Raw genomic sequence first — 14,620 nt, 5'->3', positions numbered from 1 at the left:
GTGTCGGCCTTATGCGGCCGAAACGCCCTTCCACAGCATGTAGGCCGCCAGGCCAAACAGCAACGAGGCAAACACGCGCTTGAGCTGCTTGACGGGAAGATTGTGCGCCGCCTTGGCTCCCAGCGGGGCCGTCAGCACGCTGCAGCTGGCAATCACCCCCAGTGCCGGCAGCCAGATGTAGCCCAGCGATGCCGGTGGCAAGCCGCTCACGTTCTGTCCGCCAATGGCGTAGCCGATCACGTTGGCCAGCGCGATGGGAAAACCCAGAGCGGCGCTGGTGGCCACCGCGTTGTGGATGGGCACATTGCACCAGGTCATGAAGGGCACGCTGACAAAGCCGCCACCCGCGCCGACCAGACCCGACAGAAAGCCGATCACGCCGCCTGCCGCCACCTGGCCTGCGCCACCCGGCATCTGGCGCGTGGGCGCGGGCTTCTTGTCCAGAAACATCTGCGTGGCAGAAAAGCTCACAAACAGCGCGAAGAAGATCGCCAAAAACGAGCCCTTGAGCAGTGCAAACACACCCAGGCTGGCGACGAAACCACCCAGCACAATGCCGGGCGCGAGGCGCTGGACTACGTCCCACCGCACGGCGCCGCGCCGGTGATGGGCACGCACGCTGGAGATGGAGGTGAACATGATGGTGGCCATGGAGGTGGCAATCGCCATCTTCACCGCCAAGTCCGGCGCCACCTGACGAGCGCCCAGGATGTAGGTCAGGAACGGCACCAGCAGCATGCCGCCTCCAATGCCCAAGAGCCCCGCCAGAAAACCTGTGGCCAGGCCGAGCACACCGAGTTCAACAATCAGCAAGGGATCGAGCATGGCGGGATATCAGGCAACAAAGGACAACAGAGCACGCGGAGAGCCGCGAAAAATGCCCTGTCACGGACGCAGCAGCAAGTGCTTGCAATGACAGGGCATGGGGAAGAGGGTGTCTGCGAATACCACCGAACTCTCATCCTGAACCGGGGGTTCAGGTGGGCGAGGGCAGCCTGGCGTTGGGTTCATCTGACGCGAGATGATCACGCTCACCGGACGATGTACCAAGCCCGAGCTCAATGAGCATTGGTTCAAGGAAATATAAAGCCCGACAGCTTCGCAGACACGCCAATTGTAGGTGCTGCCAGCGGGCGCTGCGCGCTCGGGGTGATGTAAAGCCCGCAAGCGGCTGTGACGGACGGGCAAGAGGAGCGGTGTGCCTCAGCACACCAAGGACTAGAGAAGGCGTCCGTCGTCGCCCAGAGCGTCGTCCAGACGCTGTACCAGGCTTTGCAGGCGCTGTTGGTCGGTATCCGGCAGCAGGCTTTCCTGGTGTCCCACCACGGGAGCGCTGGCACTGGCAGATGGACTTGCCACGGGCTGTGCTGCAGCCGCAAGGTCTGCGGCTTCGCGGTCGGCGATCTCGAAGGCCAGGTTCAGCGCGGCCAGTACGGCGATACGTTCCCGCGCCCGGACCTTGCCCGCATCGCGGATGCGCGTCATCGCGGTGTCCACGCGCTCCACGGCGTCCAGCAGGCGGCTTTCGTGGCCCTCGGGGCAGGTCAGCAGATAGCTTTGCTGCAGGATCTGCACCTCGATTTGCTTCATTCGGCTTCTTTCGTGAGCGGCGCGGCGGCGGGCAGGCGTTCGAGCAGGGCATCCACCCGGGCGCGTGCTGCGCTCAAGCGGGATTTGAGCGAGTCGCGCTCCTGCGTCAGTGCCGCAACTTGATCAGCCAGCAGGGCATTGGTGCGCTGCAACTCCGCATGTCGCAGCAGCAGGCGCTCCACGCGCTCGGCGATCTGGTCGGTGGGGGACGGTATTGCCATACAGCCTTGGATTGTAGGCGGTGTGACGCCGAGCGGTCCCTGGCCCCAAGCTGCGTTGGTGTGCAATGCGCAACAGATACAAGTGCATTGTCGGCCGCGTGGGTGCCATGCGGAGTTGCCCGCTTGATCTGGCGCTCTGGGAGCAGCTTGTAAACGGTCGTAAAATCCCGACGTTGGTGCTCGCGGTGTGGTTCACATGCCGCAGTTCAACGGGAAGCAGGGAGGCGCCGTACCACCGGTACCCGCCCAGCCTGCGCTGCCCCCGCAACGGTCAGCGGACGAATCACCTGATTCTCTCTCCATCCATAAGCCACTGGGCGCCTTGAACAAGCGCCTGGGAAGGCATTGGGGGGGTGTTCCGCCAGCCCGGATACCGGCCAACACGGTGGCTGCGTGCGCCCTTTTTTTGGCGCTGCGCGGCTGTATCACCCACATGCTGGCGGGAGGCCGGCCCGGGTTGTTTGTTGACCTTGATCCCCATGAAAATCCGTACCCTTCGTGCGCGCCCTGTGGCGTCGTTGCGCCTGCCCGCCCCACGCCTGGCGCTGCTGTCACTGTTGGCTGGCAGCGCCTGCGGCGCTTTCGCACAGACCGCCCCGGCCACCGGCGAGCTGCTGGCGCAAAACCTGCGCGCACCGTCGTTGTCTGAAACGGTGGTGGCAGCCACGCGCACGCCGCAGCCGCTGGCCGACCTGGTGGCCGACATCTCCATCGTGGACCGCGAAACCATCGAAAGCAGTGGCGCCACCGGTCTGGCCGACTTGCTGGCCCGTCTGCCCGGTGTGGAGTTTTCGCGCAACGGTGGCCCTGGCACCACCACTGGCGTGTTTCTGCGTGGCGCGGAATCGCGCTTTACTGCGGTGTACATCGATGGGGTGCGCATCGACTCGCAATCCACCGGTGGCGCGCCCTGGGAGAGCATTCCGCTGGGCCTCATCGACCGCATTGAAGTGCTGCGCGGTCCGGCGGGTGCTGTCTATGGCTCGGACGCCCTGGGCGGCGTGGTGCAGATTTTCACCAAGCGCGGTGAAAACGGCACGGCGCCTTACGTGGGCGTGGGCGTGGGCAACCACAACACTACCAAGCTCGAGGCAGGGATCAGTGGTGCCAGCGGCACGCTGGACTACGCCCTGGGACTGGCGCGTGATGACAGCAAGGGCTTCAACGCGCGCCCCATCGCTGGACAGAACCCCGACCGTGACGGCTACCGCAGCACGGCAGGCCACGCGCGGGTAGGCCTGCAGGTGAACGCAGTGCATCGCCTCGAAGGCACCCTGATGCTGAACGACACCAACAGCGGCTACGACAGCGGCCTGGGCAAGGACGACCGTAACCTGCACACCATGCACGCGTTGGGCCTCAACTGGATCGCGCAGTGGAGCAGTGCCTACAAGACGCGCTTTTCCATCACCGACTCGCGCGACGAATACGAAACCCGCCCCTCGCCGTACCTGAGCGACACGCGCCTGCGCGGCTACTACTTCCAGAATGAATGGCGCCAGGGCGCGCACCTGGTCACGGCGGCCCTGGAGCGCCGTGAAGATCGGCTGGAGAACAAACCCATCGACGCCAAACGCTCGCAAGACGCGCTGGCGCTGGGCTATGGCTACAACGCTGCAGGCCACACGGTGCAGCTCAACCTGCGCCACGACTCGGACAGCGAGTTCGGTGGCAAGAGCACTGGCAGCGTGGCCTACGGCTACGCCATCACCCCGCAGTGGCGCGCCACGGCGTCGGTGGGCACGGCCTTCCGTGCGCCCACGCTGTACCACCGCTTCAGCGAATATGGCGTGGCCACGCTGCGCCCCGAAAGCAGCCGCAATGCCGAAGTGGCGCTGCGCTACGCCCAGGGCAACAGCACCTTCTCTGCCACGCTGTTCCGCAACCGTGTCAGCAACCTGATTTCGTTCTCTGGCCCAGGCACGTGCCTGTCGGACTTTGGCTGCTACGCCAACACGGCCCGCGCCGAATACAAGGGCGTGACGTTTGCGGGCTCGCACCGCGTGGGCGACGTGCAATTGCATGGCTCCATTGACCTGCAACGCCCGCGTGATCTGGACACTGGCAAGCAGCTGGCGCGCCGCGCCAAGCAACACGCCACCTTCGGCGCCGACACCCGCCTGGCGGGTTGGACCGTGGGCGCCGAAGTGCAGGCATCAGGCCGCCGCTTCGACACCGTGGCCAACACCAACGTGCTGGGCGGCTACGCGCTGGTCAACCTGTATGCCAGCACCCGCCTTGCACGCGACTACACGCTGCTGGCCCGCATCGACAACCTGGCCGACAAGGACTACCAGCTGGCCCGCACCTACGCCACCGCAGGCCGCACGGTGTACGTCGGTGTGAAGTGGGCGCCGCAGTGACCCTGGCGACGACCGCTGCTGCCCGCTGCCCCGCGTTGCTGATTGCAGCCCCGGCTTCCGGGCAGGGCAAGACCACCGTCACTGCCGCCCTGGCGCGCCTGCATGCGCGCCAGGGCCGGCGGGTGCGGGTGTTCAAGTGCGGGCCGGATTTCCTGGACCCGCACTGGCACCAGCTGGCCAGTGGTGCGCCGGTGCACCAGCTCGATTTGTGGATGAACGGTGAGGCCGACTGCGCGCAGCGCCTGCACGACGCTGCGCGCGAGTCGGACCTGATCCTCATCGAAGGCGTGATGGGTCTGTTTGACGGCAACCCCAGCGCAGCCGACCTGGCCCGGCACTTTGCGGTGCCGGTGCTGGCGGTGGTCGATGCCTCCGCCATGGCGGGCACGTTTGGCGCGCTGGCCTATGGCCTGCGCCACTACCGCCCGGGCCTGCCCTGGGCCGGTGTGCTGGCCAACCGCGTCGGCAGTGCTCGCCATGCCGACATGTTGCGTGACGGCTTGCACGATGTGGATGACTGGATGGGGGCGCTGATGCGGGTGCAGCCTGCTACGGCCTCTGCTGCAGGCAAGGCTGGCGCCGCGCTGCTGCCCGAGCGCCACCTGGGCCTGGTGGCCGCGCACGAGCTGGAAGACAGCCAACAGCGGCTGGACGCAGCGGCCGATGCCCTGGCCGCTACCCCCCTGGGCCAGATGACGCTGGAGGATATGCAGCGCTGGGCTGTGGACTTTCCGGCGCCCGCCTCGAAGATTGCTGCGCCATCGCTGCTCGCGGGCCGCACCGTGGCCGTGGGGCGTGACGCGGCGTTCTGTTTTACCTACGCCGCCAATGTGCAATGCCTGGAACAAATGGGCGCCCGCGTGGCGTTCTTCTCGCCCCTGCAAGACACGGCGTTGCCGGACTGCGATGCCGTGTGGCTGCCCGGCGGTTACCCCGAGCTGCACACCGCGCAGATCGCTGCCAACACCGGCATGTTGGCCAGCCTGCGCGCCCATGTGGCCGCGGGCAAACCCCTGTGGGCCGAGTGCGGCGGCATGATGGCGCTGTTCGATTCCATCACGCTGGCCGATGGCAGCGCGGCTCCGCTGTGGGGCCTGCTGCCGGGCCGCGTGACCATGCAAAAGCGCCTGGCGGCCCTGGGGCCGCAGCAGCTGACCGTGGCAGGACATACGCTGCGCGGCCACACCTTCCACTATTCGACCAGCGACAGCAGCGCTCCCGTGGTGTCCCGCACGGCGCGGCCCCACGAGGCGGTTGCGCCGGATGCGGGTGAGGCTCTGTACCAGCAGGGCAGCATCCATGCCAGCTATTTCCATGCGTGGTTCCCGTCCAGCCCCGAGGCGGTTGCGCATCTGCTGGGCGGCCAGAGCAAAGCATGACATCCGCGTCACACCCCATCACTACCGAGCTCATCCTGGGCGGTCAGAAAAGCGGCAAATCCCGCCGTGCTGAGCTGCTGGCACGCGACTGGCTGGCCCGGTCCGCCGACCACCGCGCCGTGCTGATCGCCACCGGGCAGGCCTGGGACGACGAGATGCGCGAGCGCATCGCCCGCCACCAGCGCGACCGCGCCGAGCGCGTGCCAGGTTTGCAGACGGTGGAAGAGCCGCGCGATGTGGCCGCTGCCGTTGTGCGGCACAGCGCGCCGCAAACCCTGGTGGTGGTGGATTGCCTCACGCTGTGGCTCACCCACTGGACCATGCCCCTGGGGTTCGAAACCATGGATTTGGAGCAAAAACAGGCGCAAGCGCTAGAGTGGAATGCCCAGGCTGCTATGTTTTTGGAAGCAATTCGGCAGTCCCCCGGGCCCGTTGTTCTGGTGGGCAACGAAATTGGCCTGGGGGTCATCCCGATGGGGCGCGAGGTGCGCGCCTTTGTTGATGCGCTGGGCATGCTCAACCAGCAGGTTGCGCAGGTGTGTCCACGGGTCACGTTGATGGCTGCCGGTCTGCCTCTCACTTTGAAAGAACCCTGCTGATGAAACCAACCCCCGTGCGCCGCATCCTGTGGGTCATCGCCATCCTGGTGCTGCTGGGCCTGCTGATGGCCGGCCTCGCGCGTGCGCAGCCGGTGCACATCCGGGACGACCGGGGCCGCGAGGTCTCGCTGCCCCGGCCCCCTCAGCGCATCGTCAGCCTGTTGCCCTCGTTGACCGAAAGCGTGTGCGAACTGGAGCAATGCCACCGTTTGGTGGGTGTGGACCGCTACTCCAACTGGCCGGAGGCTGTGATTGCCAAGCTGCCCAAGGTGGGGGGCGGGCTGGACCCGAGCATCGAGGCCGTCGTGGCACTCAAGCCCGATGTGGTGCTGATGTCCGTCAGCTCGCGCGCCAGTGACCGGCTGGAGGCGCTGGGCCTCACCGTGGTGCAGCTGGAGCCCAAGACGCATGCCGACGTGCGCCGCGTGCTGGGCACTGTCAGCGACCTGCTGGGCGTGCCCCGCGCGCAAGGCTCCGACCGCCTCTGGCGTGTGATCGACGCGGGCGTGCTGGCGGCTGCACAGTCCCTGCCGCCCAAGGCCAAAAATGTGCGTGTGTACTTCGAGGTGAGCCGTGGGCCCTATGCAGCGGGCGAGGCGTCGTTCATTGGCGAATCGCTCACCCGGCTGGGCGTGCGCAACGTGGTGCCAGCGTCGCTGGGGCCGTTTCCGCGCCTGAACCCCGAGTTCGTGGTGCGCGCCAACCCCGACATCATCATGATCGGCAACCGCAGCATGCAGGCCATGGTGCCGTACCCCGGCTGGGCTTCCATGCGTGCCATCCGCGAGAACCGGCTGTGCGTGTTTGGCCCCGGCGATTCCGATGTGGTGGTGCGCCCTGGGCCGCGCATGGCCGAGGCAGCCCGCATCATGGCGCGGTGTCTGGTGGACAAAGCGTCATGACCAGCATTCCGACCGACTGGCCCACGGGTTCCGCCAGCCGCCGCGCCGCATGGTGTGCCGCCTGGCTGTTGCTCGCCAGCGCGTTGCTGGCGGTGTGTGGCGCCAGCGTGGGCAGCACGGGCTTTGACAGCGTGCTGCGCATGCACGGCGACCCTGTGGCCTGGCAGATCGTGTGGGACATCCGCCTGCCGCGCACGGCGGGTGCGTGGCTGGCGGGGGCGCTGCTGGGCCTGTCGGGCGCGGTGGCGCAGGGGTTGTTTCGCAACCCGCTGGCCGATCCGTACCTGCTGGGCAGCGCCTCGGGCGCAGCGCTGGGTGGGGCTGTCGCCATGGCGCTCTTCGGGGTGTCGCCGGTGGCGGCGCAGTGGATGGCCCGCATCGGCATCACGGGCATGGCATTTTTGGGCGCGGCGGGGGCGGTGGTGCTCACGCTGCTGCTCGCCAAGGGCGTGCAGCACACGCTGCGCTTGTTGCTGGCGGGGGTGATTGTGGGCGTGGTGCTGGGTGCGCTGCGTGACCTGGTGGAACTGGCCTCGCCCGACATCCTGCAGGCCATGCAGGCCTTTACGCTGGGCAGCACGGCTTTTGTGGGCTGGGCGGCCTGCTTGCTCATGGCCGTGGCCTGGGCGCTGTGCTCGGTGGTTGCCTGGATGCTGGCACGTGCGCTGGACGGCCTCACGCTGGGCGAGGCCACGGCCGCCAGCCTGGGCCTGCCACTCATGCCCATGCGTGTGGGGCTGGTGGCTGCCATGGCGCTGGCCACAGGCACGGCGGTGGCGCAGACGGGGCTCATCGCCTTTGTGGGGCTGGCGGCTCCGCACCTGGTGCGTTCCATCGTGCGCGTGACACACGAACGGCACATCGTGCTCTCCAGCCTGATGGGCGCGGTGCTGCTCATGGCGGCCGACATCCTGGCGCGCTGGCTGCTGGCGCCGCAGGAGCTGCCCGTGGGCGTGCTCACGGCGGCCCTGGGCGGCACCTATCTGCTGTGGCTCATGCACCGGCGCACCTCGCAAGGGGGTGCACTATGAAATCAATAGCTATCAGTGCAAATGGAATAAGCGCCAGCATCGGGAATCGCTCGATATTGCAGGGCATTGACCTGCAATTGCCCGCCGGGCGCTGGACGAGCATCGTCGGCCCCAACGGCGCGGGCAAGTCCACCCTGCTCAAGGTGCTGGCGGGCCTGCTGCCGCGTGTGGCGGTGCAGGGCGACGTGTTGTTGCTCGGCCGCCCGCTGGTGCAGATTCCTGCGCGCGAACGCGCCCGCCAGCTCGCCTGGCTGGGGCAGAACGAAGGCTCGGCCGACGACCTGACCAGTTATGACGTGGCCATGCTCGGCCGCCTGCCGCACCAGGCCTGGCTGGCGCCGCCGGGTGCGGCCGACCATGCAGCGGTGGAGCAGGCGCTGCGCACCACGCAGGCCTGGGACTGGCGCCACCGCCCGCTGTCGCAGCTGTCGGGCGGCGAACGCCAGCGCGTGCTGCTGGCCCGCGCTCTGGCGGTGCAGGCGCAGGTGCTGCTGATGGACGAGCCCCTGGCCAACCTGGACCCGCCGCACCAGACCGACTGGCTGCACACCATGCGTGCACTGGTCGATGCGGGGGGCACGGTGGTCAGCGTGCTGCACGAGGTGTCGCTGGCACTGCAATCCGACGACATGGTGGTGATGGCACAGGGCCGCGTGCTGCACCAGGGCGCCTGCGATGCACCCGCCACGCACGCGGCGCTGGAGAGCGTGTTTGACCACCGCATCCACGTGCGGCATCTGGATGGCATGTGGATGGCGCTGCCATCGATGCAGCGCAAGCACAGCCAATGAAACAACACATGGATTGAGGGAGTGGAAGCATGAACATCGAATCGGGTTTCTCGCAGGTCGCGCAGTCGTTGCTGTGGCCGGTGCTGGTGCTGGTGGGGCTGGCGTTTGTCTACGCGTTGTGGTCGGGCGGCGCCACGCTCATGGAGGCGTGGCAGCGCTGGCGCCAGCCGCAGTACCGTTCGCTGCGCGTGGCCCCTGGCTTGTCGATGGAAGAGCTGGAGCTGCAACTGGTGCGCCAGGTGGAACCCGTGCGCCTGCTCAGCCGCCTGTCGCCCATGCTGGGGCTGATCGCCACGATGATCCCACTCGGCCCCGCGCTGCAGAGCGTGGCGGCGGGCAACGGCCAGCAGGCCCTCGCCGTTTTCAGCGGCGCCTTTGCGGGCGTGGTGCTGGCGCTGGCCGCCGCGTCGGTGGGCCTGGTGGTGTACTCGGTGCGCCGCCGCTGGCTGCTGGCCGAGCTGCTGGTGGTGCGCAAGGAGCGCGGGGTGGCGCAATGAGCGCCGCGCCGGGCCGCCCCAAGCAAGCTGCACAACGCAGCGCGCAGCGCGGAGGTGTCTCATGAGCCTTCGCCACTTGAACGTCCTGGCCGAGGACGACGACGATCCGATGCTGTCGGCCGTGAACCTGGTGGATGTGTTCCTGGTGCTGGTGGTGGCGCTGCTCACGGCCGTGGCCGTGCAGACCCAGACCAGTGCCAATGAAAGCGTCACCATCATCCGCAACCCCGGCCAGCCCGATATGGAAGTGGTCGTGCGCGAGCAGGGCAAGGAAGTGCGCTTCAAGGGCGCTGGCAGCGCAGCGCAAGGGCAGGGCGTGCGCGCGGGCGTGGCCTACAAGCTGGAAGACGGCAATATCGTCTACATCCCTGAAACGGGCGCTGCTCCTGCCAGCGCTTCGGCCGGTGGCGCGGGTGGCTCCGCCACGCCGGCACCCGCCAAGCCATGACGGCGCTGATCCTGCGCGCGGCACTGTGGTGCCTGCTGCTGGCTGCGCCGCTGGTGCAGGCCGCACAGTCTGCGCCCGTGTTGCTCTGGCTCACGTCCGACATCACCACCGCCCCGCGCACGGCCATGGTGCAGCGCCTGGCCTCCGACGCGGGCCTGGGCTTTGTGCACATCGACTACCCGCTGGCCGGCCCGGCGGTACTGGACGCGGCCCAGGCCCAGACGCTGGAGCGCGCACTGGCAGGCGCCGCCATGGTGTGGGTGGATGCGCCGCATGCCAGCGTGGAGGCGCGCTTGCGCCGCATGGTCGGCGCGCAGCTCGATGCCCGCGCCGCACGCGCCCCGGGCCGCGTGGTCTGGGTGCCTGCGGGCACGCCTGCTGTGGACCTGTCTGCGCTGGAGGCTCCTGCCCGCATGGTGGCTTACCTGCAAGCGGGCGGCCCGCGCAATCTCAAGAACGCCATCGCCCTGGCGCGCGCCACGGTGGCGGGTGTTGCGATGCCGACTTTGCCCGCGCCCGACATCCTGCCCCCCCGGGGCATCTACCACCCCGACGCGCCCCGCCTGCTGCCCAACGCCCCCGCGCTGGAGGCCTGGCGCCAGGGCCAGCCCGCGCTGCGCAGCCTGCCCGCCGTGGCCGTGCTGGTGCACCGCCACCACTTCATCGACGGCAGCACGGAGTGGCTCGATGCCTGGCTGCGCACCTTCCGCCAGCAGGGTCTGTTCGCTTATGCGGCCTTTGGTCAGCAGGTCACGGCGCAGACCCTGGCCGAGGTGCTGGAGCTGCCCCCCGAAAGCGGCACCGGCCCGGGCCGCCTGCATGCCTCTGCCCTGGTGCTGCACCAGCTCGTGCCTCAGGCCGCCGCGCTGCAGCCGCTGCTGGCCCGCTGGGGCGTGCCGCTGCTCGGCACGCAGCCCTACCGTGCGGGTGATGCCGCTGCGTGGGAGGCCAGCGACACGGGGCTGTCGCTGTCCGATGTGCCGTTTTACCTGGCGCAGCCCGAGGCGGCGGGCGCCATCGATCCGGTCCTGGTCGCCGCCCACGGCGCCGAGGGGCAAGACTTTCGCCTCATCGAGCGCCAGGCCCAGGCCGTGGCCGCCAAGGCGCGGCGGCTGATCGCACTGCAGACGAAACCCGCCGCCGACAAGCGCCTGGTGGCCATGGTCTACAACTACCCGCCGGGTGGCACCAACTTCGGCGCCTCATTCCTCAACGTGCCGCGCAGCCTGGAGCAGGTCTCCGGCGGGCTGGCGCAGGCAGGCTACCGCACGCAGCAGGTGCCCGAGCAGGGCTGGATCGATGGGCTCAAGCCGCTGCTCGCCGCCTATTACCCCGGTGCTGATGCGCGCGCGCTGCTGCAAAACGGACAGGCCGCCGCGCTGCCACTGGCGCGTTATGAGCAGCACCTGGCCACGCTGCCGAAGGCCGTGCGCGAGCGTATGAACGCGCACTGGGGCGCGCCCGAAAAGAGCCGCTACGTGGTCGAGTGGCAGGGCGAAAAGGTGTTCGCCATCCCGCGCCTGCAGGTGGGCAAGCTCTCGGTATTGCCCCAACCCCCGCGCGAGGAAACACTGCGCCTGGGCCAGAACCCGTTCATGCACAAGAGCAAGGCGCCGCTGTCGCACCATTACCTGGCGGTGTACCTGTGGGCGCAGCTGGAGGCCGATGCGTTGATCCACTTCGGCACCCACGGCACGCAGGAGTGGGCCGGTGGCAAGGCGCGTGCGCTGGATGTGCACGACGACGCGCTGCTGCCCCTGGGCGACCTGCCCGTGGTCTACCCCTACATCGTGGACAACCTGGGCGAGGCCCTCACGGCCAAGCGCCGGGGCCGCGCCGTGCTGGTGAGCCACCGCACGCCGGTGTTTGCCCCGGCGGGCTTCGAGGCGCGCATGGCCCACATGCACGAGGTGATGCACGAGTGGGAAACGGTGGACGAAGGCCCCACGCGCCGCGCGCTCGAAAAGCAGCTGGTGGCGCAGTTTGTAGAACACCAGTTGCACCGCGACCTGGGCTGGAGCGCCGAGCGCATCGCGGCTGACTTCCACGGCTTTCTTGAAATCCTGCACCCCTACCTGGACCAGCTCGCGCAAAGCTCGCAGCCCAAGGGCCTGGCCGTGTTCGGCCGCGTGCCCGCGCCCGAGCAGCGGCGCGAGACCATCCTGCAGGCGCTGCGCAAGCCACTGATCGAGGCGCTGGGTGAGGACATCGATGAGGCCTTTCTCATCAAACACGATGCGGTGCTGGCTGCACGCCCCGCGCGCTGGCTGGAAGTGGCCTTGAAGGATGCGCAGGCCGCCAGCGTGCTGGACCTGCGCCCCGCGCTGCCTGACACGGCGCCCGCACAGGACGGCCTGGTGCGCGCCGAAGACCATGTGCCCAACCGCGCCGCGCGCCAACCCATCGACACGCCCGCGCTGCTGCAACTGGCCCAGCGCGCGCAGGAGCTGGAGCGCTTGCTGGCCACCGAAGGCGAAATGCCCGGCCTGCTCGCGGGGCTGGAGGGCCGCTTCCTGCCCGCAGCCTACGGTGGCGACCCCATCCGCAACCCCGAGAGCCTGCCCACGGGCCGCAACCTCACGGGGCTGGACCCGAGCCGCTTGCCCACGCGCCAGGCCTATGCCGTGGCGCAGACGCTGTTCAACGACTGGTTCAAGGACTACCAGGCGCGCCATGGCGGCCAGGCGCCAGAGCGCATGGCGCTGTCGCTGTGGGCGGGTGAAACATTGCGCCACCAGGGCATCATGGAAGCGCAGGCGCTGGTGGCGCTGGGCGTGCGCCCGGTGTGGGATGACTCGGGCCGCCCGGTGCGCGTCGAGACCATTGCCGCAGAAGAGCTCAAACGCCCGCGCGTTGATGTGCTCATGAGCATCACCGGCTCGTACCGTGATCAGTTTCCCGCGCTGATGGCGCTGCTGGACCGTGCGGTGGCCCAGGCCGCCACGGCCGAGCCCGGCAACGTGATCGCTCGCAATACTGCGCAGATCGGCCAGGAGCTGCGCAAGCAGGGCGTGCCCCGCGCGCAGGCCGAGCAACTGGCGCGCGTGCGCTCGTTCGGCAATGCGGTGGGCGACTATGGCACCGGCCTGTCGGACGCGGTGCAAAGCGACGGCCTGCAAACCAACGATGCGCGCCTGGGCCAGATGTTCCTCGAACGCATGAGCCAGCCTTATCTGGAGGGCGAACCGGTGACCGGCGTGGCGGGTGGTGTGGCGGCCCAGGCATTGGGTGCCCACCTGCGCCGTACCGATGCCGCCATCCTGTCGCGCAGCTCGCACCTGTATGCCATGGTCAGCTCGGACGACCCGTTCCAGTACCTGGGCGGCCTGTCGGCCGCAGCCCGCGTGGCGGGGCGAGCACAGGGGCTGGAGCTGCATGTGGCCCAGCTGCAGGATGCAGGCGAGCCCACCACCGAGACCGCGCAGCGCGCCATTGCGCTGGAGATGCAGTCGCGCTACCTGCACCCTGGCTGGCTCCAGGCGCAGAAGGCCGAGGGCTATTCGGGCACGCTGCAGGTGCTCAAGGCCGTGCAGTTCGCCTGGGGCTGGCAGGCCGTGACGCCCGACACGGTGCGCAGCGATCATTGGCAAAGCTTTTATGACGTGCTGGTGCGCGACAAGCACCAGCTGGGCCTGCCCGAGTGGCTCAAAGAGCATCCGCAGGCCTATGCCCAGTCGCTGGAGCGCCTGGTGCAGGCGCAGCGCCAGGGCTATTGGCAGGCCGATGCCGACACCCAAAAACAACTGGCGCAGATGTACCAGGAGCTGACGCGTGCCGCGCCTCTGGCGGCCGAGCTGCCCAGCGTGCGCCGCTGGGTGGAGCGAGCGGCTCGTGGTGAGTCCGTAGAGCTGACACCGCCTGCAGGCATGGCCATTGCCGCGCCGCTGTCGCCAGCCCTTGCAGCGCCACAGCCCGCGCCCCCCACCGCTGACCTGCCCGCGCCGCCCGCCCAGGCAGAAGCACCACCTTCCGCACCCGCCGTGCCTACCATGGGCGTATTGCTGGAGCGGCAGCCCGAGCCAGCCCCTTCTGACAGCGCCACCGAGCCCAGCCCCGTGGAGCGCATGGCCGGCATCGTGGCCCTGCTGGTCATGGCCCTGGTGGCGATGGCGGGTGCCGCGTGGCAGGCGCGCCGTCCGTCCTCGCTGTCTTCCCCGTTGCAACCCGCCGGCGTGTGATGCCTGGCCTCTCTGAAAGAATCGACACCATGCAGATCGAAACCCCGCCCACCGAAAAACGCTACGAAAAGCCCGAGGGCGAACGCCGGGGCCTTGTTATCGTCAACACCGGCGACGGCAAGGGCAAAAGCACGGCCGCCTTTGGCCTGGCGCTGCGCGCCCATGGCCGGGGCAAAGCTGTGAAGATCTTCCAGTTCATGAAGGTGCCCACCGCGCGTTTTGGCGAGCACCGCATGTTCGAGCAGATCGGCCTGCCCATCGAAGGCCTGGGCGACGGCTTCAGCTGGAAGAGCAAGGACCTGGAGCACTCGGCCCAGCTCGCGCGCGACGGCTGGGAAAAGGCGCGCGCCGCCATCCTGTCGGGCGCGCATTTTCTGGTGGTGCTGGACGAGATCACCTACCCGCTGATCTACGGCTGGCTGCCGCTCGACGGCGTGTTGCAGACCCTGCGCGATCGGCCCAAGGACGTGCACGTGTGCCTCACCGGCCGCCGCTGTCCCCCCGAGATCATCGAGCTGGCCGACACCGTGACCGAGATGCAGCTGATCAAGCACGCGTTCAAGGCGGGCATTCCCGCGCAGCGCGGCATCGAAGACTGAGCCACTGTGTCCGAGCACTGGT

13 protein-coding genes and 1 riboswitch are annotated in these 14,620 nt (G+C 68.5%); of the genes, 10 read left to right on the top strand and 3 right to left on the bottom strand.

Annotated elements, in window-relative coordinates; translation table 11 throughout:
* Nucleotides 1–9: 9 nt before the first annotated feature.
* The 3 genes from C8C95_RS01695 to C8C95_RS01685 all read right to left on the bottom strand — a co-directional run bounded on the left by C8C95_RS01695 (nt 10) and on the right by C8C95_RS01685 (nt 1,811).
* A complete protein-coding gene (locus tag C8C95_RS01695) occupies nt 10–825 on the bottom strand; it encodes a sulfite exporter TauE/SafE family protein (protein ID WP_116747433.1) in 816 nt (271 codons plus the stop codon).
* A 393-nt stretch (nt 826–1,218) separates the two neighbouring features.
* Nucleotides 1,219–1,590: a cell division protein ZapA gene (locus C8C95_RS01690; RefSeq protein WP_056064363.1), complete on the bottom strand. Its 372-nt coding sequence runs from the start codon at nt 1,588–1,590 to the stop codon at nt 1,219–1,221.
* Complete coding sequence (locus tag C8C95_RS01685; protein WP_015014799.1) at nt 1,587–1,811, bottom strand: hypothetical protein; 225 nt, start codon at nt 1,809–1,811, stop codon at nt 1,587–1,589. Before C8C95_RS01685 ends, C8C95_RS01690 begins: the two co-directional genes overlap by 4 nt.
* 157 nt (nt 1,812–1,968) lie before the next feature.
* Nucleotides 1,969–2,208, top strand: a riboswitch (cobalamin riboswitch).
* 82 nt (nt 2,209–2,290) lie between these two features.
* Between C8C95_RS01685 and C8C95_RS01680 the strand changes: the two genes are divergently transcribed.
* The 10 genes from C8C95_RS01680 (at nt 2,291) to cobO (ending at nt 14,598) form a co-directional block, all read left to right on the top strand.
* Nucleotides 2,291–4,174 (top strand): TonB-dependent receptor, encoded by a 1,884-nt coding sequence (locus C8C95_RS01680; protein ID WP_116747432.1) that lies wholly within the window; start codon nt 2,291–2,293, stop codon nt 4,172–4,174.
* Nucleotides 4,171–5,553, top strand: coding sequence for a cobyrinate a,c-diamide synthase (locus tag C8C95_RS01675; protein WP_116750099.1), 1,383 nt, complete (start codon nt 4,171–4,173; stop codon nt 5,551–5,553). Before C8C95_RS01680 ends, C8C95_RS01675 begins: the two co-directional genes overlap by 4 nt.
* Nucleotides 5,550–6,152: a bifunctional adenosylcobinamide kinase/adenosylcobinamide-phosphate guanylyltransferase gene (locus tag C8C95_RS01670; protein WP_116747431.1), complete on the top strand. Its 603-nt coding sequence runs from the start codon at nt 5,550–5,552 to the stop codon at nt 6,150–6,152. The genes C8C95_RS01675 and C8C95_RS01670 overlap by 4 nt, the downstream gene beginning before the upstream one ends.
* Nucleotides 6,152–7,054, top strand: coding sequence for a helical backbone metal receptor (locus C8C95_RS01665; protein WP_116747430.1), 903 nt, complete (start codon nt 6,152–6,154; stop codon nt 7,052–7,054). Before C8C95_RS01670 ends, C8C95_RS01665 begins: the two co-directional genes overlap by 1 nt.
* Complete coding sequence (locus tag C8C95_RS01660; protein WP_116747429.1) at nt 7,051–8,085, top strand: iron ABC transporter permease; 1,035 nt, start codon at nt 7,051–7,053, stop codon at nt 8,083–8,085. Before C8C95_RS01665 ends, C8C95_RS01660 begins: the two co-directional genes overlap by 4 nt.
* Complete coding sequence (locus C8C95_RS01655) at nt 8,082–8,876, top strand: ABC transporter ATP-binding protein (protein WP_116747428.1); 795 nt, start codon at nt 8,082–8,084, stop codon at nt 8,874–8,876. The genes C8C95_RS01660 and C8C95_RS01655 overlap by 4 nt, the downstream gene beginning before the upstream one ends.
* Nucleotides 8,877–8,905: 29 nt before the next feature.
* Nucleotides 8,906–9,373, top strand: coding sequence for a hypothetical protein (locus C8C95_RS01650; protein WP_008906167.1), 468 nt, complete (start codon nt 8,906–8,908; stop codon nt 9,371–9,373).
* A 61-nt stretch (nt 9,374–9,434) separates the two neighbouring features.
* Nucleotides 9,435–9,821, top strand: coding sequence for a DUF2149 domain-containing protein (locus C8C95_RS01645; protein ID WP_116747427.1), 387 nt, complete (start codon nt 9,435–9,437; stop codon nt 9,819–9,821).
* Nucleotides 9,818–13,999 (top strand): cobaltochelatase subunit CobN, encoded by a 4,182-nt coding sequence (gene cobN, locus C8C95_RS01640; RefSeq protein WP_116747426.1) that lies wholly within the window; start codon nt 9,818–9,820, stop codon nt 13,997–13,999. The genes C8C95_RS01645 and cobN overlap by 4 nt, the downstream gene beginning before the upstream one ends.
* A 29-nt stretch (nt 14,000–14,028) precedes the next feature.
* The gene (gene cobO / locus C8C95_RS01635; RefSeq protein ID WP_056064339.1) at nt 14,029–14,598 is read left to right on the top strand and encodes a cob(I)yrinic acid a,c-diamide adenosyltransferase; all 570 of its coding nucleotides are present in this window, start codon (nt 14,029–14,031) and stop codon (nt 14,596–14,598) included.
* Nucleotides 14,599–14,620 lie beyond the last annotated feature (22 nt).

This window comes from Acidovorax sp. 99, from assembly GCF_003096455.1.
Lineage (GTDB): Bacteria > Pseudomonadota > Gammaproteobacteria > Burkholderiales > Burkholderiaceae_C > Acidovorax > Acidovorax delafieldii.
This window is presented reverse-complemented; position numbering and strand designations above follow the sequence as displayed.